Consider the following 22,556-nt stretch of genomic DNA (forward strand, 5'->3'; position numbering starts at 1 on the left):
GCTGTCAAGTTCGGACACCCCTGTAACGCCGCACGGGCGTTTTTTTTTCACTTATACATATTCGGGGAACAGGTCACACAACCCATCCGCCGTGGCGCTGCAACGCCCACGTTCGGTAATCAACCCCGTCACAAGGCGTGCTGGCGTCACATCGAATGCGGGATTTGCCGCACCGCTGCCCTGTGGCGTCAACTGCACCGTTTCGACCTGCCCCGCCCCCGTCAGGCCGGAGATATGGGTGACTTCGGCACTTGCACGCTCCTCGATGGGGATTTCACGCACGCCGTCCGAAATGCTCCAGTCGATGGTGGTGGAAGGCAGCGCGACCCAGAACGGCACGCCATTATCCGCTGCCGCCAGTGCCTTGAGATAGGTGCCGATCTTGTTGGCGACATCACCGTTACGTGTCACACGGTCGGTGCCCACGATCACCAGGTCCACCTTGCCATGCTGCATCAGGTGGCCGCCCGCGTTATCCGCGATGACCGTGTGCGGCACGCCATGACTGCCCAGTTCCCATGCCGTCAGCGATGCACCCTGGTTGCGCGGGCGGGTTTCATCCACCCACACATGCACATCAATACCCCGGTCATGCGCCATATAGATCGGGGCCAGCGCAGTGCCCCAGTCCACGGTTGCGATCCATCCGGCATTGCAATGGGTCAGGATATTGACCGGTCCTGCGGCATTGCCCCGCGCGCGATGGAGTTCCTCGATCAGTTCAAGGCCCAGCCGGCCTATGGCCTCGTTCTGGATCACGTCCTCATCACAGATGCGCCCCGCCTCGTCATAGGCGGCGGCCACACGGTCGGCAGGAGCAAGCAGACGCAGCCGCGTCAGCATCCGCCCGATGGCCCACCCCAGGTTGACCGCCGTGGGACGTGTCGCGGCCAGCATCGCGGCATCACGTTCCATTGCGGTATCGGAGGCATCCACCCGCAACGCCAGCGCCAGCCCATAGGCCGCAACCGCGCCAATCAGCGGCGCGCCACGCACCTGCATGGTGCGTATGGCATGGGCGACCTGCCCACATTGCGTCAGGCGCAGGATGTCCAGCGCCCATGGAAGCCGGGTCTGGTCAAATATCCGCACCGACCACCCGTCATCGGGGTCAACCCAAACGCTGCGATACGAGACATCGTTGATTTTCATGCGTCGTTTGCCGTTGTCAAAATCAGGAACTTACCATTCATCAGGGGCGTGCAAGGAAGCATCCGCGCGACATGTATTCAAGCCCCGATCATACCAACGGGCCATCATCACGCAGTCAGCCATCACCCGCGCACCGGTTAACATGCGTCATGCGAAAATATCAGCGACATTTTCAAAGCGTACCCCGCCAGACATTGCCTGCCATACAGTGCCTGCCATGACAGTGCCCGCCGGGAAACTTCCTCGGCCATTGTATGATGCCGAAGACGTTTTTGGGGAAGCTTTTTACGAAAAGCATCAAAAGAACGCTGTCTTTCGCAAACGAATACATCTGCGGGGCGTGTGTATCGCTATCACCGCACCATACGCGAACCATCCCGCCCCCGCATGGTGCGACGGGCAAAAAAATATCCCGCCATGCATGACGGCATGACGGGATATCGCACCATGACGGGCCGGGTGGCGCGTCAGCCAGCCTTTACGGCCACCTTCGACAGCAGAGCCGTCAGACGCTGGGCAAAGCGGGTCGGGTCTTTCGGGCTTTCACCATCCTGGATGCGGGCCATGTCCATCAGAATCAGGGCAAGATCCTCAATCGACTCCCCGGCCTTCACGCGCTGCGCCAGTTCATGGATCAGCACATGGCGCGGGTTGACCTGCAATACGGGCGCCGTATCGGGCGTTTCCTGCCCGCTGCGCCGCATCAGGCGGATCATCTGCAGATCCGGGCCATTTTCGGCGGCACCCAGCACGACCGCACTGTCCACCAGCCGATTCGTCGCCTTCACATCGGACACCGCATCGCCCAACGCTTCCTTCAACGCAGGCAGGACGGACTCAAGGTCGCTCTTTTCCTCGGCCGTTTCCTCCGCCGCGCCAAACTTCTCAAGGTCGGCGTGGAACTGGCTGATGTTACGCAGCGGCGTATCCTTGTAGACACCCAGCCGGTCGGGCCAGAAGGAATCCACCGCATCCGACAGCAACAGCACCTCGATCCCGTGCGCGCGGAACCCTTCGAGCTGCGGTGAGGATGACAGCATTTCCGCGCGATCCCCCGTCAGGTAGTAGATCGCCTCCTGCTCCGGCTTTTTACGCTCCAGATACGCATCCAGCGTGGTCCAGCCATCCTGCGTGCTGGAACGGAAACGCGCGATGGTCGCCAGTTCGGTGCGATGCTCGGCATCGTCCCAGATGCCTTCCTTGAAGGTCGGGCCGAAATTATCCCAGAACCTGTCGAAATCCGCCTCGTCCTTGGCGCGGGTCTTCAGTTCGGAAATCACGCGATTGGTCACGGCCTTGCGGATACGCGCCAGCACCGGCGTCGCCTGCAACATCTCGCGCGAGACGTTGAGCGGCAGATCCTCCGTATCGACAACGCCGGTTACAAAACGCAGCCATGGCGGCAGCAGCCCGGCTTCGTCCGTGATGAACATGCGCCGCACATGCAGGCGGATCTGGCTTTCACGCACGGGTTCGCCGAATTCGAACGGCTTGCTGCCGGGGATGAACAGCAGGGCGGAAAATTCCAGCGTTCCTTCGGCATGCCAGTGCAACGTCGCCCATGGCGTGTCGAAGTTGTGGCTGACATGACGATAGAACTCGTTAAGCTGTTCTTCGTCGATTTCGCCACGGCCCTTGCGCCACAGGGCGGTACCCTTGTTGGCGGTGGTTTCCTCGCCTTCCTTGACGATGCTGATGGGCCACGAAATATGGTCCGCCCATTTGCGCACAATCGTCTCAAGCTGCCACGAATCAAGGAAGTCGTCGGCATCTTCCTTGATATGCAAGATGATGTCCGTGCCTGCCTTCTCCCGCGTTGCGGGGGAAATGGTATAGTTCCCCTTGCCCGTGGAGGACCAGCACCAGGCCTCGTCACTGCCGGCGCGGCGCGAGATCACGTCCACACGGTCCGCCACCATGAACGCGGCATAGAAGCCAACACCGAACTGCCCGATCAGGCTGGGCTTTTCCTCAGGCTTGGCCTTTTGCAGTTCCTCGCCAAATGCACGGGTGCCCGACCGCGCGATGGTGCCGAGGTTGCGCGCCAGTTCGTCCTTGTCCATGCCCGCGCCATCATCGGTAATGGTCAGCAGGCGTGCCTCCTTGTCGGGATTGATGCGGATCTTCGCATCATCCGGCAGGGCGCGCGCACCATCGGTCAGGGCCTCGAACCGGCGCTTGTCCGTCGCATCGGCGGCATTGGCCACCAGTTCGCGCAGGAAGATTTCCCGTTCGGAATAAAGGGCATGCACCACAAGGTCGAGAAGACGCCCGACCTCGGCGCTGAATTCATGCTGTTCGCCCCCGGCGGCGGGCGCGGCTGTCTGTTCTGTCATCTTTTTACCTGTTCTCCAGCTTCAGTAGTCGGCCGAACTGTCATGGGTTACGATATGGAAATCTTCATGCCCGATTTCAATGGCCTATGCCCAGCGCATTACAGAGTGTGACCCGTATGGCGGGCGGGATCAGTCGTAATAGGTCGGCAGGGCCGGGTTGGCGGCATAATCGAACATCGCATCGACCTGCGCATGCAGTACGCGGCCCAGGGAGAGGTCCGCAGGGATTTCATCGCGCGCGAACCATCCGATTTCCGATGTTTCCGCACTGATAGTGGGCACCCCCCCCAGCAGTTCGCACAGGAAACATAACGTGTAACACGAAAACGGTCCCGGCGGGTGCGCCTGCCGCGCACGGTCCCATACCGCCGCCAACCGGGTGGCGCGCACGATATAGCCGCTTTCCTCGTACACCTCCTTGACCGTGTTTTCCGCAGGCGAGAGGTTCACGTCAGCCCATCCGCCCGGCAGGGTCCACCGCCCGTGGTCCAGCACCTCACGCACCAGCAGGATACGGCCGCACGCATCGAACACCGCCGCGCGTACCGTCGCCTTTGGCGTTGCATAACCGCGCTGGGCCGCGAACAGGTCCGCAATCCGCGGGGCGGGTTCGTCGCTGCCCATCGCCATCATGCGCACGGCGACGTCACGCACGACCTCGTAACGTTCCCGGTCAAATGGGCTGCCATCGGCATAGGCAAGACCGCTTTGCGCGATGGCCTGCAATTCGCGTGCAAGTGACAGCCATTGCGGTTCGTGGGTCATGGGCCTGTCCTCCATCACGCCAGACCTGTCGGTATTTCTGTCTGGGTCTGTTCCTGCGTGCCTGCCGGGGACCAGCCGGGCGGGGCCAGTTCGAATGTATCGAACAGGAAGGCGGGCGCAACGATGCACGCCACAAGCGACCATTTCCCCATGCCCTGGGCGGCCTGCCATGCCCCGGCGGGTACCACGGCCTGCAACACCTCGCCCGCATCGGGACACGGGCCAAGGGTTATGGCCTGTTCGGCCTGCCCCGCGCCCACAATACGCAGACATAACGGGCCGCCCGCCTGCCAACACCAGATTTCCGCCGCATCGACACGATGCCAGTGCGAACGCTCCCCTTGCTCCAGCAGGAATTCGATCGTGCTGACACTGCCACGCCCACCATCGGCGCGTGTCTCGCGCCAGATTTCACGGTAACTGCCACCTTCGGGATGGGGGGCAAGCGACAGGGCGGCACGGACCCTCGCCGCACCCAGCCCCGGGTCACGCAGGTCCAGCGCGCTGCGATCCGTGGGGGATTTTTCGGTCATGGGGCACCTCATTTGCCTGGCTGGGTACGGGCCTGCCGTACGACAGGCAATGCGCCACCGTGCCCGACCCCGCGACAGGCGACAAGGTGGTGTCCGCGCTGCCCCCTGTCAAAATGTTCAGGGAAAAAGCCGCGTCAGGTTCTTTCTGCCTTCCGGCTTTTTACATTGATGGCTGCGTTAAAATGCCGTTTGCAAACGACCCATCAGGAAAAATAGAGTAAATATTCGCCACTTTATCCCAAAAAAAAGTGAAGTAATTTCAATATAATTTATAATAAAAACATAACATAACTTAGAGACTTATTAAAAAGTCAGACCCAATAGCATCCTGAAATTATAAAGGTTTTTGGTGAAGCTTTTTCCAAAAAGCTTCAAAAGACGCCGCCTTTTTCGATCGAAAGGCGGCACTCAAAAACTTTTGTTATTTTTATCAATGATTTATTTTCAAACAGCTACCTATAATGGTGGCGTGAATTCCATGATCGCGCCTGTATAGGTCTCCACAACCTCGCTGAATGCAGCGCCATCATGACGTGACAGGACCGCGCGATTGCGCAGGACCTCAGCCGGCACCGCGATCATGCCCGATGATGCAGGGGGGATGGCGTGCGCTTCCCACCCTGTGGGCAGAGGCGACCATAGCAATGAGGATTCCAGCGTGCGCCGCGTAAAACCAAGTTCAGCAACCACATGGCCGAACGGCATATCCGTCTGATCCAGCCGTGCATTCATCGCCGGGGTCAGGCGCGCGGGCACATACCAGTTGTCAGCCAGAGAAAGCACATGCGCACCGCACGACAGCGCAACGCGACGATGGCGAACCGGTTCATCCACACCCACGCCAAGGTCGGCGCGCACCTGCGCCGGTATGCTGGCCGGTGCCACAGGCAGACGCCGCGCCAGCACACGCGCGGGCGCGGCCATGCCATGGCGGGCGCACCAATCCTCCAGCGTGACAGTCGCACTTGGCTGCGTCAGCAATGCCACCTGCAGGGTACGGATTTCAGCCTGCATGCGCATCCGTACCATGGGCGTATCAGGCCAGCCGGACGCCATGGCCATGCCCTCCCCTCCCGACATCAGCGCCGTAAGCAGGACCATGACCGACACCGAGGCACTACACAAGCGACCGCGATGCCGGCCAGTTTTCGGGGCACCCACCCACGCCATACTCAGGGGGCCATGTTCCGGCCGGCAAGGTGGAACGTCACCTGCTGCGACTCATCCACGGCAGACGACCCCAGCCAGATGCGATATTCCCCCGATGGCACGTTCCAGCGGTCATGCTTCTCATCGAAATGCGCCAGCACGCGTGGTTCCAGCACCACCGACAGTTCACGGCTTTCACCCGGCGCAAGCGTCACACGCTGCCATCCTGCAAGGCGACGCCCCCCGCCATCGGGCAGGCGGACATAAAGCTGCGGCACATCCACCCCCACGCGCGTGCCGGTATTGCGCACCGTAAAGGTGGCGACGACATCGTCCCCATGATGCGCGACACGCAGGCCATCATGGGCAAAAGTGGTGTAGGTCAGGCCATGGCCAAACGCAAAGAGCGGCGTCGCATGCGTATGGTCGAACCAGCGATAGCCAACCTCGCTGCCTTCGTCATAGACAAGTTCCTGATCGGTATGGAACTGCATTTCAAACACACTGTTGGCCGTGACACCTGCAATATCAGGGTGGGCCAATTGGACGGGCGATGCGGGGAATGTCATCGGCAGACGACCCGACGGGGCCACCTTGCCATACAGCAGGCGTGCAATCGCGGCGCCACCGCCCGAACCGGGATACCATGCCTCCATCACCGCACCGACATTGTCCAGCCAGGGCATCATGACCGGGTTGCCCGTTTCCATCACGACAACCGTACGCGGATTGGCGCGCGCGACCGCCGCCACCAACGCGTCCTGATTGCCATCCAGCGTCATGGCATTGGCGGTATCCATGCCTTCATAGGAAAACTGCGTCACGAACACGACCGCAACATCCGCCCTGCGCGCCGCATCCGCCGCGCGCGCGATGTCCGCGCCAGAGGTATAGGTCAGGCGCGCCGACGGTGCTTCCGCCTGCATCATGCGATATGGCGAAGACGGGAAATATACCGGGTCGCCGGGCCAGTCCTTCTTGCCCGGTCCCTTGACCACGCCAATCGCGGGCGCGCCGATCGGATCGACCTGGCTGGACCCCCCACCCGAAATCACGCCCACATCGGCATGCCCGCCAATCACGGCGACATGCGCCGTGGGCGACAGCGGCAGCAGGTTTCCACTGTTCTTCAGCAGCACCGCGCCTTCTTCCTCATCACGCTGCGCGGTAAGGGTATCGGTCACGACGTCCAGCGGCTGCATGACCGGCGGATGGTCCACCAGCCCCACATCATACATGGAGCGGACAATACGCTGCGCCATGTCATCCACCCGGCTGGTGGGGACGCGCCCCTCCTTGACATCACGCGCCAGGATCTCGCGGAAAAAGGGGCGGGCATCGGCATCGTCACCCGATGATTCCTGATCCAGCCCCGCCAGGGCGGATCGGGCGGATGAATGGGTCGCCCCCCAGTCGGACATGACAAAGCCGGGATATTTCCAGTCCTGCTTCAGCACCTTTGTCAGCAGATAGGGATTTTCGCAGGCATAGATGTCGTTGACGCGGTTGTACGAACACATCACCGACCCGGGATGCCCGACCTCCATCGCAATTTCAAATCCCAAAAGGTCGCTTTCGCGCATCGCCGCAGTATCGATATCCGCACTCATGGTCATGCGCGATGTCTCAAGATCGTTCATCGCGAAATGCTTCAACGTCGAAATCACATGTTGCGACTGGATACCGGCGATGGTGGCCCCAACCACCCGCCCCGTCAGCAAAGGGTCCTCGCCCGCATATTCGAAATTGCGTCCCCCGCGCGGGTCACGCGTCAGGTCGGCGCCACCGGCCAGCAGCACATTGAACCCCTGCCGCCAGGCCTCGCCGCCGATCATCGCCCCACCCTGCCGCGCCATGTCCGGGTCCCATGTGCTGGCCGTTGCAAGGCCGGACGGCAGGCCGACCGCCTGTCCGTGCGGGCGCACATGCGACGGGTTACGCAGGCCAAGGCCCGCATCACTGATCTGTAACGGCGGCAGCCCGGCCGGCGTCTTCAGATATGCCGCCGACCCCAGGCCGCCAGGCGGGATCGGCGCATTGCCCATCGTGCCCCCCCCATCAATGGTGAAAACCATCGACAGCTTGTCCTGAAGCGTCATGTGCGACAGCAGATCGCGCGCCCGGCTGTCCGCCGTGGTGGCCATGGTGGCCGGGGCATCCTGTCCCTCGCGGGCCTGCGCGCCGGGCGACAGAGCAACGATCCCGCCAAACGCCACGGCAGACAGCAACATCAGTTTACGAGACATCATCATGCGTCGATCATCCTCCTCATACATGGCCACAACCAGAAGAAGCTGACGTCACCAATCGGCATGCCACCCCCATTTCGCCCTAAGGATGAACCCCATCCCGCCAGAACGGCATGACATATCGCAATGTCGGCCAAGAAAACCTGATGACAGGCCGCACATGATGCCAAAAGGCACCACACACAAAACAACCTGTTGATAAACATAAAAACTTTTGGCGCCGTTGTCAGAAAAAATAACGTCTTTCGAGGATTCTGAAAAAATATTCACCAGAACCATATGCTGATTGTCAGATCATCAAGCAGGAATGACCTTTGGGAAACAATATTTTTTGCAGAATAACCATCTCTATTTGAAAACAGATCATTGATAAATAGAAGAAAAGTTTTTGGATGCCGCCTTTTTTAAAAAAGGCGGTGCCTTCCGAAGCTTTTTAGAAAAAGCTTCACCAAAAACCTTTATAATTTCAGTACATTATCGATCCTGACTTTTCAAACAGTCTCTTCAACATCAGAACCGGCAACCCACTAAAAATAAATGTTTTTGTGAATCCTGATCCAAGCAAGCGATCGTATTTTCAAGACACACAAGATAACGATCGAAGATTTTTTCGTCTTTTATCAATGACTTGTGTTCAAAAAAATCGCTTAAAACCTTCCATTCTCAAACACTATATTGGGGTGTTTCCAGCCCATGCGGGCAGCCCCCACATCCCGCCAGACAGCAAAAAGCCCGACCACCCCGAAACGGAATGGCCGGGCCACCATGCCCGGCTGCCTGCCGTCGTGCCGGACGCCATCGCATCATCCGGCATCGCCGACGGCGACCTGCCTGAAAACACAGCGGCGGACCAGACCGCCGTTGTCCTGCCTCAGGTCGCGGAACTGCGCACGCGCATGTACATGATGATGGTCTGACGCGGAACAGCATTCAGATCCTCGGCGTCCACATCGCGTGTAACGACATAATCACCAAACGCACCCGCCTGCGACGTCACCCAGCGGCCATACAGCCCCTCCAGCACCGGAGCCAGCCACGTGCCCGAAGGTTCGCCCGCGCTGCCAACCTGCGGCAGGTTTTCATGCACGATGCGCAGGGACTGGTCCTCGCTGAGGAGTTCGAGCGTCACGGTGCCCCAGCCGATCAGGGCCAGAAGCGCGTTCAGTTCGATCTGCAGCTTGTCCACGGTCTGGCACGGCGGCGGCATGATGCGCGTGCCCATGCCCCGTCCGACCTCACGCAGGAGCTCGTTCCTGACCTCGATCCCGACCTGATCATCAATTTCCCATGACAGGGTCTGAAGAAACAGGGTGAAATCCGGTTTTTTCTCAAAAATTGTCATTACTGGTCCATAATAAGATAGTGAGCCGAGATCATGGCGCCGCCCTCATCCCAGTTTCCAGCCTTCTGGAAACGACCGGACAGATCAAGGCGCAGCGAATGGCTGACGCGATAACCCACCCTGCCATCGAAACCACCAACAAGGCTACCGACATCATCGCCGGGATACCTGGCCGATTCCAAGGATAGTTCAGCAGTAGATACACCCGCCAGCCCGTTCGCAAGGGCCTGATACACAGGATTGGTCGGGAAGAAGGCCGAACTGTGTTCATGAAACAACTGATACCCGATGGACCCGGTGACATCCCAGTCAAACAGGCCACTATGCCCGGAATACCGGACGGGCACCGTTGCCGCAAAATAGGACTGCGGCGAAAAGTAGCCACCCTGCCCGTAAGTATAGAAGTCCTCGTTATGCTTATAGCCGAAATAGGTCAGGTTCACACCGACACGCACTTCGTGCTTGCGGTTGCGATAAACCAGGGTATTCGCCCCCAGCCCGCCTTCCACTTCGGTATTGCTCTGGACATGATGGCCGGTCTGGATGGCATAACCACCACCACCATACACAATGGTATTGCCCAGTGTGGCCTCGACCTGTCCATGGAAGTGGTTGGTGACAACACCGCCCCACTTCTTGCCGGTCAGGGCATCGGTCATCCCGCCATAGGACAGGACGCTGTTGGTAATGGAACGGCGTTCCCCACTGACACGGAAGGTCACAGGCCCGACACGCGGGGCGAATTCAACACCACCGATCACGTTCGGCAGCGTAAAGCCCAGAGGCGAAGCACCGACATCGGCACTGACCCAGTTATTGGCAAAGCGGACATCAGGCGCCACACCTGCCTCGCGCCCGATCGTATCGGTATTGATGCGATGTTCCGCGCTGTTGTTCTGGTTCTGCAGGTTCCGTTCCAGCGCGAACAGATTGGTGCCGAAACGCGGTATATCATACCCGGTCTGCGGCAGGTGCCCCGACGTCAGGAAGGTTGGCGTGGCCGTGAATGTCAGCGCCGAAGTACCAGCCTGCAGCGGGATGCGCCCGACGATCGGCACGGATGCCTCGGTCAACGCGCCCATGCCCGGGGTGCCGGAACGGACACGGAAGCCAAGGCCGGCATCAACAGACGGCGCCATGTCTTCGGACAGGGTATGGATCTGCCCGTTGATGGAGGACAGCATCTGGTCCGAAATCTCGGGCACGCTTCCTGCCGTGCTGTACCCGTTCTCCCCCGGGGGCGCACCCAGCGACAGCGCATGCCCGTATGCATCGCGACGGAACGGATTGGCCGTCGGCGGCGCGGTCGCCTGCGTTTCATCACCGCCGATGGCATCACCCCGACTGATCTTGAGCTGCTGCAGGCGCAATTCATACGCCCGGCGCAGGTCAGCAAGCGTCCGGTCGCCATGGCCCACAGCGCGATCCGCCACCGCCATGCCAAGCCAGCTTCGCGCATCCATCGGCGACTGCTGGACCCCATCTTGCGCCAGTTGCATGGCCAGATTGTCCTTGCCGTCATTCGCCGCGGCCTGCACGGCGGCCTGCCGCGCATCAAGGTCCTGCGGATTATGCCGAAGAACAGCAAGGTCGATGTCCAGCGCGTGCCCATACTTGCCACGCCCGTTATACAGTCGCGCCAACGCAAGCTTGGGGGATGTCGCCTCTGGATCGGCCTGCAACGCGGGCGCAAGGTGATCATACGCCGCCGCCTGATCGCCACGCTGGTTCAGCAGGTCCGACTGTGCCACCGAAATGCCCATGCGCAACTGCATCAGCGTCTGCCGCTGATCCGGCGACATCGCGGAACCGGTTGCGGTCCCGCTGCCATCGCCCAACGGTGCAAGCAGGCGCGCTGCGGCAACGGGATTGCTGATCTTCATATATTCGGTGGCATAGGCCAGCCGCTGTTCGGTCGTCAGGTCAATATTGCGCGTGGAGGCGATGCGCAGCGCCATATGCGCATGCAGCATGTCACCACGCTGCCGGAACAGGTCGGCCACCGCCACACCACGCGCGCCCGTCGGGTCCGGCGCGGCCAGAGCCTCGCGCACAAGCGGCGTGGGATTCGAAACCATCGAAAGGCGGCTGGCCAGATCGGCCTTGATCGCCATTTCATCGGCAATGGTGCGGATGGCCGGGGAATAATCATCCGGCGACAGTCCCGCAAGCAAACGGCGCGCCAGCGTATCATTGCCATTGCCGGACGCATACAGGATCGCCGCCTGATAATCGGCCGGCGTACGCGGGCTGGTCAAAAGCGGACGCATGACATTGGCCGCTTCCGCGCTGTCACCTTGCTGTTGCAGCGCATTGGCAAGGTTGATGCGCAACCACGGGTCATCCGGGGCCTTGGTCATGGCCTGCCGCAGAAGGCTGACCTTCTGCGCTGAATCCGACGTGCGGGCGGCTTCGGCCATGATGCCCGAAACCTCGATCTGCTGCACCTGATCGCTATAGCGACCACCAAGGCGCGACAGCAGGGCGTTCGCTTCGTTCTCCTGGCCTTCCCCCATCAGCACACGGGCCAGTCCCATCAGTGCGATGGGATTGTCACCATTGCGCGCCAGGATCGCCCGGTAATTGCGCTCGGCCTCGCCGGTCTGGCCCGTGCTGCGCTGCAAATCCGCCAGCATAAGGGTCGCGCCCTCGGACTGTCCGGGCTGACGCGCCAGCGTCATCAGGCGCTGTTCGGCTTCCTGTGTCTGTCCACTGGCGATCAGGCGACGGACGCTGCCATATTCCTCGCCCACGGCCATGCCAGCCAGTGCCGGACGCCAGTGCGCCGCATTCTTGGGATCAGCCGCGATCGCATCTTCGAGGTAACGATGCGCTTCCTCGTTATGGCCCGCGCGCATGGCGACAAGGCCAAGGCCGCCCAGGGCATCGCCGTCCTTGGCATTCAGGTTCAGTGCGCTCTGGAACGCGGCCTGGGCTGCGGACAGACGTCCGGCGTTCAACGCCTTGAACCCGTCCTGCCGCGCCAGCGCGCCTTTATCCGGCGGCCCGCCTGCCGGTTCTGCCATATGGGTCCGCAATGCGCTGTCGGATGGATGTGCATCCAGCCATTTCTGCATCAACGGCAGTGTTTCGGGTGTAACCGGTAACCATGACAGCGTCTGGCGATATGATTTTTCCGCCGTCGCAGCCTCCACCGGGGCGGAAGACTGGTATTTCTGGAGCGCCTGAAGCCGCTGCAGCCCCTCCATCCGGGTGCCGGGCTGATAGGTCAGGACCTGTGCAAGCGCCAGTTGCGCCCGGAAATCGGAAGGATTGGCCTTGACCAGACGGATCAGCCCATCCTGTGCCGTACCGGCCTGCCCCGAGACGCCAGCCAGCGTCTGGTAATATTCAACCGCGAGCGAAGGCGTGGGCGTCGAACCGTTGAACAGGTGCTGGTACGCTTCCACCGCCTGATCGCTGTGCCCGGATGCGGCAAGCGAGCGCGCATGCGCAAGGTCCGGCTGGGAAATCGCCTGTTCATGCAGCAGGTCGTTCAACTGGCTTTCATACGTGCTGCCAGGTGCGGCCTGATGCAGGCGACGCTGCGTATCAAGGGCGGCATCACGATTGCCGATATGCGACTGATATTCGCCCTCGGCCTCCAGCAGATCAACGGAATCCGGTGCAAGTCGCGCAGCACTCTGCAGGGACTGGCGCGCATTTTCATACTGGTGCTGCTGCATCCAGAAACGGGCCTGCTGCACCAGCCGCTGCACCACCGCGGCCTGCCCACTCTGGGCGGGGGCAACGGTAGCTGCCTGCATCATGGTGGTGCTGCTGGCCGGGGCCTGCGCCTCTGCCGCCTGCTGTGCCCGTGCGCCGTTCGCCTGCAGCAACAGACCTGCGACGCAGGTCGTTGCGAGAAGACCGGCGGACAGGGACGAAGCATATCGTTTATGGGTCACGACTTGCGCCTCTCATCCTCAAGCTGCTTGAAACGCCGGGTCGCATGCCGCGCCAGAGCCCGTGCAAGAACACTGACGATCAGAATACATCCCAACAGGCCGACAAGCAGCACACGAACCGGTCTGTTGTGCATATACCAGTCCGGCCACAGCCAGAGCGGCAGGGTGCCGATCGTATAGACCGGCGAAGTGCGGTACGAAGACAGGTCCTCGCCATGGGCAACAACCAGGTCCCCCTGGATATTCGCCTGCTTCTTGCGCTCCCCCAACATCTGAAGGAGGTTGTTCAGCCCCGCACCGTCAGACGACAGCAGCGCCAGAACGGTGCGGCCCGCCGTCAGGGGGGATTCCGCCTCGATCATCGCGCCGACACCACCCGTCAGGGGGGTATCGACATCCTGCGGCTTGCTGTCACGGTCGCGGAAAGCCGTCAGCGGATCGTCGACCGCCTTGATCGCGTTATCCAGCGCGGACGCATGCGACACCGTGCGCAAATGACCATCCGCCACTTCGTAGGATGAACGTGACAGCAGCGGCGCGATCTCGCCACTTGTCGCCAGCGTCGAAATCACCAGCAGGTTACGGTCCGCAACGTCACTGACATGATCGGCCGACACAATGTCCACGCCCGCAACCGGATACCACGTCGCCGCGCCCATGAACCCCATCAGGTCAAGATAGGCGCCAACAGTCGCGGCATTCGGGTGTTCAGGCAGAACAACCGCCGTCTGCGACAGATCGGCATAGGTGGTGAAAGGAAAACCGACCGTCGCCATATAGGCAAGGTTGGGCATCTGGGCGATGTGATGGGCACGGGAAAAATCAATGGTGGAATCCGGGTCAAGTCCAAGATGGAACGCATTGTTTGCCGCGCCACTTTGACAGATTCCGCGCGCAAGGGGCATCGCGTCAAAGTAGAAGTTCAACTGATCCTGCCCGAACACGGTCCACGGCGGTACGTCGAGATCATGCACCTGCATGCCGCTTGCAGGGCGGGCAAGGCCGACACCCTGCAAAACCGCGCCAACCAGGCCATGCGTTTCGCGCAGCGGATAGGAATGCAGGTAAACCTCGTTGATCCCGACATCGAGACGTGACTTCTCGACATCCTTCGCCTCCCCCGCGGGGGAACGGAAACGTACCTGCATCTTGTACGGGCGGTTACGCCACGTATAAAGATCGGGCGGAATGCGGAACGGAACCGACAGCACACCGGACGTAAAGCCGGTTCCCTGCAGCTTGCTGGCCGTTACAAGGTCGCCAAAGCGCACCGGATGGTCCATCGCGATAAAAGATGGCGCGTCATTGGGCTTGCGCGGGGCGATATCGACCGGCGCGACATCCATATGGCTGTCGGTCGGCAGGGGAGCAGACGCGAAGGCAATGCCCTTGCTCGCGGTAATGACCTCATCACGGTCACGCCCCGTCACCACCAGGATCGTGGCGTTTGCATCCGACGGGTTCGGCAGTTCAAGAACCGCAGGGCCATTGACCTGCGGCCGCCCGAGGCTGGTCGGCAGTTCATCGGCCACGCCGATCAGGATGGCGTTGCCACTCTGTGGGATGGTGGACGACACCGGGAACGTCACGCCGAGGAAGTCCGTCTGCTTGCCAAACCACGAAGCGAGAATCCCCGCGGACTTGAGTATCTGCGGGTCATAGGTCTGCGCCAGCACCATCGGGACCGTAACATGCTGGCGCACGTTCTTGTCATAGAAGGGCTGCGGCAGACGTGACAGCAGGCGGCGCGGCGGCAGCGCGATTGTCGTGATCTGAAGCTGCGAGTTCTGCGAGATCGTGGCCCACAGCGTATCGTTCGTGATGTCCGAACATCCCTTCGACCCGGAGGCGAAGTTGAAGTTCAGACGGTTTCCGCTGACGAAGAAGATCGGGTTGATCTCGAACGACATGGGGCCGAATGTCGGGTGCGCCGGGTCGGGACGCAACGTGCCGATATACTGCTCGTTCAGCGTCATTGTGACCGAATTGGTTTCCGGACGCAGGTTGGGCGACATCGAACCCGACAGCACAAGGCGCGCGGACGTCACAAGCTGGTCAGAGGGAATCCCGAACTCGATCCCCTGCAACGGGGCAAGGCCACGCATCGTGATGGACCCTGCGGCGCCAAGATCCTTGAGGGTATAATTATGGACAGTCGCCGTATCGGACGTATTTTCCGCATTTTCCACCAGCGCATCGGCACTGTCGGCCGCCAGGGGCTGGCCCGTGGGGCTGCCGGGTCCATTGGCGCCGGCATCGCCCGAACCCGCCTGCGCCGCGCCGTTGGTGGCGGGCAGAAGCGCGGGCAACGGCGGCAGGTCAGAGGCTTCGGGCTGATGGGCCGGGGCCTTCGCCGCGACGGCCCTGGGCGCTGACGCTGCCTGTGCCGAGGAGGCAAATGTCAGCAGCGCCAGAAGCGAAACCATTTTCACGGTTCCCTTCAGCACACGCTCCTTGCGTGACGGGTTGTTCGTATCGTCAGACAGGGCATTGCCAGCCGAAGGCTTGGTTGGGGAACTGCGATGGACGATATCGCCACTTGAACGGAACAGGCCCTTGACGCTGAGAACCATGTCCATGAGGCTGAGCAGCGGGCGGTCGGCCTTGTAATTGCCCCAGTCAACCCATGCGTCGGCACGGCCGAACACCAGGCGGATAACCGAGAATTCCTGCTGCAGGTTATCAATCGTCCAGATGAAGATCCCCCGCCCGTTGCCAGCACGGATGATCCTGGCGGGCAGGATCAGTTCCTCCCCGTCAAGGACAGTACGGATATAAACCGGCGTCGGCCCCGACAGCTTCGCAGGCCATGACATCTTCACCGCGGCCCCACCCATGGACAGGTCCTCGGTCACGCCCGTCACGATGATGGACCCATCGGCATTCGCCACTTCCACCGGGATGGTTGCGGGGATGCGATGGCTGTTGCGTTTCTGCTGTGTTTCACGCCCCACGGCGATGGCCGCAAGGATGATGATGAGGCTGAGCATCGCCCAGGCGGAGTTCAGCAGGTAGGCACGTTCGGCGATCTGGTCGAGATGGCCGAAAGACAGTTCATAGACACCACGCGCCAGACCGCCGAACATGATCAGGCCAAGGATGATGTTCGGGTAGACGGCGCCAAGGTCGAAATAACCTTTTTCAAGCAACCCGCCCTTGTCCGTCACGTTGAACTTCCCACGTGAAGGGCTGAGCAGGGTGACAATCGTCACGCGCACCAGGAACAGCGCCATGGTGGTTTCATAGACCTCACTCCAGAAGGAGTAGCGCCAGCCCTTGTTGATCTTCGACGCCGTGCCGACGGCGTGGAACATGTGCGGAATGGCATAGGCCAGCAGCGCGAGCGGCGACGCGGCAATGATGTTCTGCCCAAAGAACAGGAACGCCAGCGGGGAGCTCAGGAAGATGACGCGCGGGACAGCGAACAGGAACGACGTCATGGCCGACAGGTAACAAAGCCGCTGCCCCCATGACAGGCCACGCCCGAACAGAGGATTGTCGATGCGGAAGATCTGCAGCATCCCACGCGCCCAGCGCACGCGCTGTCCGATATGCAGGATCAGGCGTTCCGTTGCGAGACCACCGGCAAGCGGGATGCGCAGATAGGCCGTGGACCAGCCCAGACGCTGCATCTTGAGTGCGGTATGCGCGTCTTCGGTCACGGTCTGGGTTGCAAAGCCGCCGATCTGCTCAATCGCCGTGCGACGCAGGATTGCACATGACCCGCAAAAGAAGGTCGCATCCCAGAAATCGTTGCCATCCTGCACCACGCCATAAAACAGGTTGCCTTCGGGCGGGGTGCGATAACCAGCCGACAGGTTCCGCTGGAACGGGTCGGGGGAATAGAAGTGATGCGGGGTCTGCATCAGCGCGATCTTCGGGTCTTCGACCATCCAGCCCATTGTCAACTGCAGGAAGGCGCGGGTCGGGACGTGGTCGCAGTCAAAGATCAGGATGTAATCACCATCGGTATGACCAATGGCATAGTTAAGATTACCGGCCTTTGCATGTTCGTTCGTCGGGCGGGCGATATAATTCGCGCCACATTCAGCGGCAAAGGCGGCGAATTCAGGACGGCGGCCGTCATCAAGGATATGAACCCGCACCTTTTCCGGTGGCCAGTCAATCCCCAGTGATCCCAGCACCGTCAGGCGGACAATGCTCAGTTCTTCGTTATAGGTCGGGACGAAGATATCGACCGTGGGCCATTCGTCAGGGTTCGGCGGCAGCGGCAGAGGCGCACGATGCAGTGGCGCGATCGTCTGGAAATAGCTGAGGAACAGCATCATCAGGGCGTAAAGTTCCGCCACCAGAAGCATTGTCCCAAGCAGACCCTGCAACCATGTATCGAATGAAAGCGTTTCCGTCAGGCGCCATGTCAGATAGCGCAGCGAAACCAGCCCTGACAGCACTTCAAGGAAAATCTGGGACCGACGGCTGGGCTTATGACCGACAATAAAAAAGATCACGACACATACAAATGCCACAATCAACTGCTGTTCTGGCGGCAGGGTCACGGACGTAGCCGCAATCAGCGCACACAGGCCAAAAACACCAATAATCAGCCCAGCACCGCGAATGGAAAGAATTTTCCCCATCCACTGTGACATTCCTGACTCTGACTGCGTTGACGACCGAACCTCTGGCATAAACAACTCGTCCGAAATGCTGTAAAACAGAAAAATTACGTCAAAAAAACCTGACCCCGACCATCTGCGGTCACATCGGGGCAAAGCGGGCCCGCCTGGGCTGCGGAAACATCACCCAGGCCAAAGACGGAATAGATCGCCGAGCCAGTGCAGCGTGTCCGCCCCTGCCCCCGCCATTTCACCAGGCAGGACACAGGGACAGGCGGTCGCCTGAATATAGGGCCTTAGGATTCTTCTTCGTTTTCACGACGACGCAACAGCGCCTCCCGCAGCGAAGGACGGGGGCTGAGGAGTTCCGTCGCACGACCACCCAGCGTCATGAACACTTCGGCCATTGTGGGCGACCCATCAGGCGAGGCGACGGGGCTGCCGGGACGAGAAGCCTGAGAGGAATTCGTGTCTGTCTTGGTCATGCTGGTCATCCTGGAAACATTAGAACGAACTGATCGCGTGGACGCCACGGGAAAGAACTTCTTTTCATCACGGGTGTCGCGCATCCCCTGAAAGAAAAAGCTCAGATCGCCGGGACGCGGACGCTCCCGCGGGCTGAGGCGTGCCTTCGGAACAGGACTCCATTCATCGGCAACACCCCTGTCCACCGGACGCTCACTTATGGACGATGCTGATGTGCGGGGGAAAGCGTTCATTGAACGCGAAGGTACACGTGACGGGGTTGCCCCCTCCTGCACCGTACGGACCTGCGGGCGGGAAAAGGGTTCCACCATACGGGTGTTCGGCCCCGTCACGCGCGCCTGCGGCGCAGGCGTAACCGGTACGGGATCAGGTGGAACGGGTGCTGCCGCGACGTTCGCATACGGCACGGATGCCGGGTCCGGCGCCGCGGGAGGAGCCTGCTCCGCAATCGGGGGCACAGGCGCGGGTGGAACCGGCGCCGCCTGCACCGGGGCTTCCTGAACGGGGGGCTCTGCCGGCACGGCGGCAGCCGGGGGTTCATACGTGACCGGCGCGCTGACCACGACAGGCGGCGGGGGCGCGGTTTCCGTCACGATGGCGGGCGGGTCAGGAACGACTGGCGGCGGTGGCGGTGCGACCGCGATTTGTGGCGCGGGAGTGACCTGCTCCTCAACCGCCGTGTCATGCTCCGCCTGATCGAAGTGCCTTTCAACAGCCTCGGGCACGCCTGTCACATCAAAGGAACGGTCAACAAACGGCCGGTAGGAATACTGCCCACCTTCGACACCAAAAGAACGCAGGACCCGCTGAAAATCCTGCGGACTTCCAGCCTGCCCTCCCCCAGCCACCTCATCAGACCCTGAAGCACTCACTTTATAGTCTCCTCCGCCCGCGCGATGTAAACGAGCAGCGTCAACGCTGCGGAATAATAATCGGGCGCATGATCCAGTGTCGGGAGTTCCCCGGCAGAATCAAGCCCCGTGCATTCGGCAACAGCAAGATATCCAGGCGGGGCGTTGTACGGCGAACGCGCCCCTGTTGTCAGATCAACCCATCCTGGCAGGGCATTAGCCCCGAAATTATTCCAGAATCGGGTGAAATCAGCCAACACGTTCGGCGCCAGCATATGCGCCCAATAAAAATAAAGCGGCACCCGAATCGCATCATAGGAAAAGCGCGGCGGCCATCCCGATGCGATCGACAGCGCACCGGTGGCGCGATTCACCGCCAGCCAGTCGGGGGGCAGGCGCCACTGCCCGAAACGCCCGGCGGAAACAAGGCGAATCCCGTCTTCCATCACCTGACGCCAGCGCGGGTCGGCCGTAAGGTCGAACGCCTGCAGCAGCGAGGGCATCACGTAATAGGACAGGTTGAGGATCACGCTGTCCTTCTTGGTAAAGCCGACAGCACCGGGCATGAGGACGACATACGGTCCCGCCTTCATCGTCATCAGGTTCAGCACATCGCCATAAATGGCCATGGCGTCCTGAATGTAATCGGGACGCTGGAAACGCTTGCCCGCACGACCAAGCGCAAGCGCGATCAGCAGGTCGCCATCTGTGGCATTGTTCTTGTCGGGCACCGGGGGCTGATGCCCCTTGAGGAACCGCCAGGAAAACAGCTTGTCATTGGTATGCTGCAGGTTGGTGCGCGCCCACATCCACATCGACTGGAACGACGCAAGGTCCCCCGCCGACGCGGCAAAGAGCATGCCATAGCCCTGCCCCTCACTATGGGATTCGCCACCATTGCCCGTATCCACGACACGTCCGCTGGGACGAAGATACTTGGCGCGGAAGATGGCCCATTGCTGCGCGACCGCATCGGGGGCGGTGTCTGCGAACGCACCGGTGGATGAAAGCACCTGCGCCCCTCCCATCGCCGCCATGACCGACATAAAGGAACGTCGCCCGACCCCGCTTGCGGTCGGAGAATTGTTTTCTTCAGTCATCATGGAAATCAACTGCATCAGATCTTACATATCCCCAAAGACGCGAACTCAAAGCACGATACGACACAAACCGGAACCAGATGCGGCGCAATTCCCGAAACATATCCCCGACCGTAAATTTACTTGGGATATAGTCCGCGCCGCGTCCCGATCATAATCATCACCCCGCCCTTGGCAAACAATGGCAAAGCCCGTGCCACGATACGACCTGGGGGCAGTTGTAATTTTATCACAAGCCCCAACATCGACATCCCGGCACCATGCCGGAACCCACACCGGGAACCTTCCCTTGCCAGGACAGGCACCACCTGATCAAACCAGACGCCACCACACCCGAAAGCTTAAGCAGGTGTAATAATCTTCTTACGTTCAAAGGGAATTGGAAACCCGAAAGATATTTAAAATTTCAATCCGGGTTGACATAGATCAATGACACTTCCCAAACCGCAAATGATTGCATGGGAATTCTGCATTATATTTACATCTTTACGCGACAGAAGTGAGAATAACAGCCCCGGACCACGAAAAGAAGCAAGTAAAGCGCAGATTATCCCGCACCGCCCGATTGCGGAAGCTGATCGTTCAGGGCAGCTTCGTCAACGATGAACAGGCGACGCATCATGTCGTCACGCGCGGACATCTTGAGGATATCCGCAAGCGTCCAGCGGTCCAGCACTTCCATGAATGCATCAAGCGCAGTGCCCAAAACGAAATAGAACTGGCAGAACCCGCTCAGCACACAATCCTCGGCCTCGGCCTTGGGCCGCATGCACGAGACCAGTTGCCGCTCCTCTTCTGTCAGGCGCACGACGGCGCCGATGCGGATATCCTCGGCGGCCTGACCCAGCTCTATCCCGCCGCCACGGCCACGGACCGTGCGAATCAGCCCGGCACGCCCAAGCTTGTGGACAACCTTGACCATATGGGTTTCCGACACCCTGTTGGCCTGCGCCACCTCACGTATCGACACGCGCGTCTCTGGACGCAACGCAACGTAAAGCAGAACCCGGAGGGCATAATCGGTATGCAGGGTCAAACGCATCTAATCTGTTCGCATCTTCCGAAATGAAGGCGGGACATCGCCATACGGCGTCATGGGTGGCCGCATTCCGCCTTGGAACTTAAAAAACAATAATATTCCATATCCTACAAAAAAAAGCCCCTGCTATATTTATATATAAGATTTATTATATTATCACATATATTATGACAAATCTGTAATGTTGTCACAACATCCGGGCTGGCGCATCTGGCAGGGCCAGTCCTCACCACATCCGAAGCAGCATTCGTACCTTCGGATACATGGGTCATGCCAATGCCAACCGAATACGGATTCATGGCGCCATGCCCCGTATTTCCGGCCTTATACGACCACAGGGCAGCGCACGGCATTATTTATGAAGAGCAGGGACAGGCCAGAGAGTGTCGCCAGGGCAATGACCAGATATTTCTGGCAAGGCCGGGACAGTTTATTTTCAGACATTACACCGAATTCCACAAAAACCATTGCAGAAACAGTGGCGTCCCGTACGGGATTCGAACCCGTGTTGCCGCCGTGAGAGGGCGGTGTCCTAGGCCTCTAGACGAACGGGACAAGGCCGAAGGCGCTTCTAGAGGATTGCGTCAGCCGACACAAGCGGACGAATCCCCCAAAATGCGATCTGTGTGATTTTTCTTTCACACCGGATCATTTCCCCGATGTGTTGTCAGGGCGAAACCTGCAACCGCCCGATAATGCGATTATGCGCAAGATCCCAGATGATGACACGATCCGCGCCCCCACCCGTCAACGCCACCGCCAACGCCATGTCCGCCTGCCGTGCAATGGAGGTGACATGCGTGCCTGCCGGTTCATCCAGCACCAGCCGCCCCAGATCCTGCGGCAGCACGGCCATGGTGGTTGTCACAGGCGCAGTGACTGCGGCGGGGGCCGGAATGGTGGCCGGGGCGGTGGCGCGGGGATGCGATATCCGATGCACCAGAACCCCCACCAGAACCAGCGATCCCACCGCCAGCACAATCCCCATGCCGATCACCGCGGCAAGCAATGCGCGCGATCCCTGTTTTTCCATCGTGTGCTTTCCGTTTCCGAACGCGAGTTTTTCCAT

14 protein-coding genes and 1 tRNA gene are annotated in these 22,556 nt (G+C 60.4%); 1 reads left to right on the forward strand and 14 read right to left on the reverse strand.

Features of this window, described 5'->3' with window-relative positions; genetic code table 11:
- Positions 1 to 51 precede the first annotated feature (51 nt).
- From mtnA to FYB92_RS13520, 6 genes are all read right to left on the reverse strand, one after another.
- Entirely contained in the window at positions 52 to 1,152 is a 1,101-nt protein-coding gene (gene mtnA, locus FYB92_RS13495; RefSeq protein ID WP_003617988.1) for an S-methyl-5-thioribose-1-phosphate isomerase, read from the reverse strand.
- Positions 1,153 to 1,619: 467 nt separating this feature from the next.
- Positions 1,620 to 3,488 carry a molecular chaperone HtpG gene (gene htpG, locus FYB92_RS13500; RefSeq protein WP_062808639.1) on the reverse strand — a complete coding sequence of 623 codons (1,869 nt, stop codon included), beginning with the start codon at positions 3,486 to 3,488 and terminating at the stop codon, positions 1,620 to 1,622.
- A 129-nt stretch (positions 3,489 to 3,617) separates the two neighbouring features.
- On the reverse strand, positions 3,618 to 4,253 hold the full coding sequence (locus FYB92_RS13505) for an NUDIX hydrolase (protein ID WP_192264841.1): 636 nt from the start codon (positions 4,251 to 4,253) through the stop codon (positions 3,618 to 3,620).
- Positions 4,254 to 4,267: 14 nt separating this feature from the next.
- Positions 4,268 to 4,786 (reverse strand): cupin domain-containing protein, encoded by a 519-nt coding sequence (locus FYB92_RS13510; protein ID WP_332828803.1) that lies wholly within the window; start codon positions 4,784 to 4,786, stop codon positions 4,268 to 4,270.
- Positions 4,787 to 5,242: 456 nt separating this feature from the next.
- Entirely contained in the window at positions 5,243 to 5,911 is a 669-nt protein-coding gene (locus FYB92_RS13515; protein ID WP_332828804.1) for a hypothetical protein, read from the reverse strand.
- A gap of 47 nt (positions 5,912 to 5,958) precedes the next feature.
- Positions 5,959 to 8,187 carry a beta-glucosidase gene (locus tag FYB92_RS13520; protein WP_192264843.1) on the reverse strand — a complete coding sequence of 743 codons (2,229 nt, stop codon included), beginning with the start codon at positions 8,185 to 8,187 and terminating at the stop codon, positions 5,959 to 5,961.
- A 677-nt stretch (positions 8,188 to 8,864) separates the two neighbouring features.
- Between FYB92_RS13520 and FYB92_RS13525 the strand changes: the two genes are divergently transcribed.
- On the forward strand, positions 8,865 to 9,101 hold the full coding sequence (locus tag FYB92_RS13525; RefSeq protein WP_332828805.1) for a hypothetical protein: 237 nt from the start codon (positions 8,865 to 8,867) through the stop codon (positions 9,099 to 9,101).
- Here FYB92_RS13525 and FYB92_RS13530 read toward each other — a convergent pair.
- From FYB92_RS13530 to FYB92_RS13565, 8 genes are all read right to left on the reverse strand, one after another.
- The gene (locus FYB92_RS13530) at positions 9,056 to 9,526 is read right to left on the reverse strand and encodes a cellulose synthase operon protein D (RefSeq protein WP_003617981.1); all 471 of its coding nucleotides are present in this window, start codon (positions 9,524 to 9,526) and stop codon (positions 9,056 to 9,058) included. The genes FYB92_RS13525 and FYB92_RS13530 overlap by 46 nt on opposite strands.
- A complete protein-coding gene (locus FYB92_RS13535) occupies positions 9,526 to 13,434 on the reverse strand; it encodes a cellulose biosynthesis protein BcsC (RefSeq protein ID WP_064478851.1) in 3,909 nt (1,302 codons plus the stop codon). Before FYB92_RS13535 ends, FYB92_RS13530 begins: the two co-directional genes overlap by 1 nt.
- On the reverse strand, positions 13,431 to 18,032 hold the full coding sequence (bcsA, locus tag FYB92_RS13540) for a UDP-forming cellulose synthase catalytic subunit (RefSeq protein ID WP_332828806.1): 4,602 nt from the start codon (positions 18,030 to 18,032) through the stop codon (positions 13,431 to 13,433). The genes FYB92_RS13535 and bcsA overlap by 4 nt, the downstream gene beginning before the upstream one ends.
- A gap of 275 nt (positions 18,033 to 18,307) precedes the next feature.
- Complete coding sequence (locus FYB92_RS13545; protein WP_332828807.1) at positions 18,308 to 19,369, reverse strand: hypothetical protein; 1,062 nt, start codon at positions 19,367 to 19,369, stop codon at positions 18,308 to 18,310.
- Positions 19,366 to 20,451, reverse strand: coding sequence for a glycosyl hydrolase family 8 (locus FYB92_RS13550; RefSeq protein ID WP_062809804.1), 1,086 nt, complete (start codon positions 20,449 to 20,451; stop codon positions 19,366 to 19,368). Before FYB92_RS13550 ends, FYB92_RS13545 begins: the two co-directional genes overlap by 4 nt.
- A gap of 544 nt (positions 20,452 to 20,995) precedes the next feature.
- Positions 20,996 to 21,490 (reverse strand): Rrf2 family transcriptional regulator, encoded by a 495-nt coding sequence (locus FYB92_RS13555; protein WP_062808635.1) that lies wholly within the window; start codon positions 21,488 to 21,490, stop codon positions 20,996 to 20,998.
- Positions 21,491 to 21,966: 476 nt separating this feature from the next.
- A tRNA-Glu gene (locus FYB92_RS13560) sits at positions 21,967 to 22,042 on the reverse strand.
- A gap of 112 nt (positions 22,043 to 22,154) precedes the next feature.
- Positions 22,155 to 22,520, reverse strand: a complete 366-nt coding sequence (locus FYB92_RS13565; RefSeq protein WP_040511556.1) for a hypothetical protein — start codon at positions 22,518 to 22,520, stop codon at positions 22,155 to 22,157.
- Between the last annotated feature and the right edge of the window lie 36 nt (positions 22,521 to 22,556).

Source organism: Novacetimonas sp. GS1, from assembly GCF_036686925.1.
Classification (GTDB): Bacteria; Pseudomonadota; Alphaproteobacteria; order Acetobacterales; family Acetobacteraceae; genus Novacetimonas; species Novacetimonas hansenii.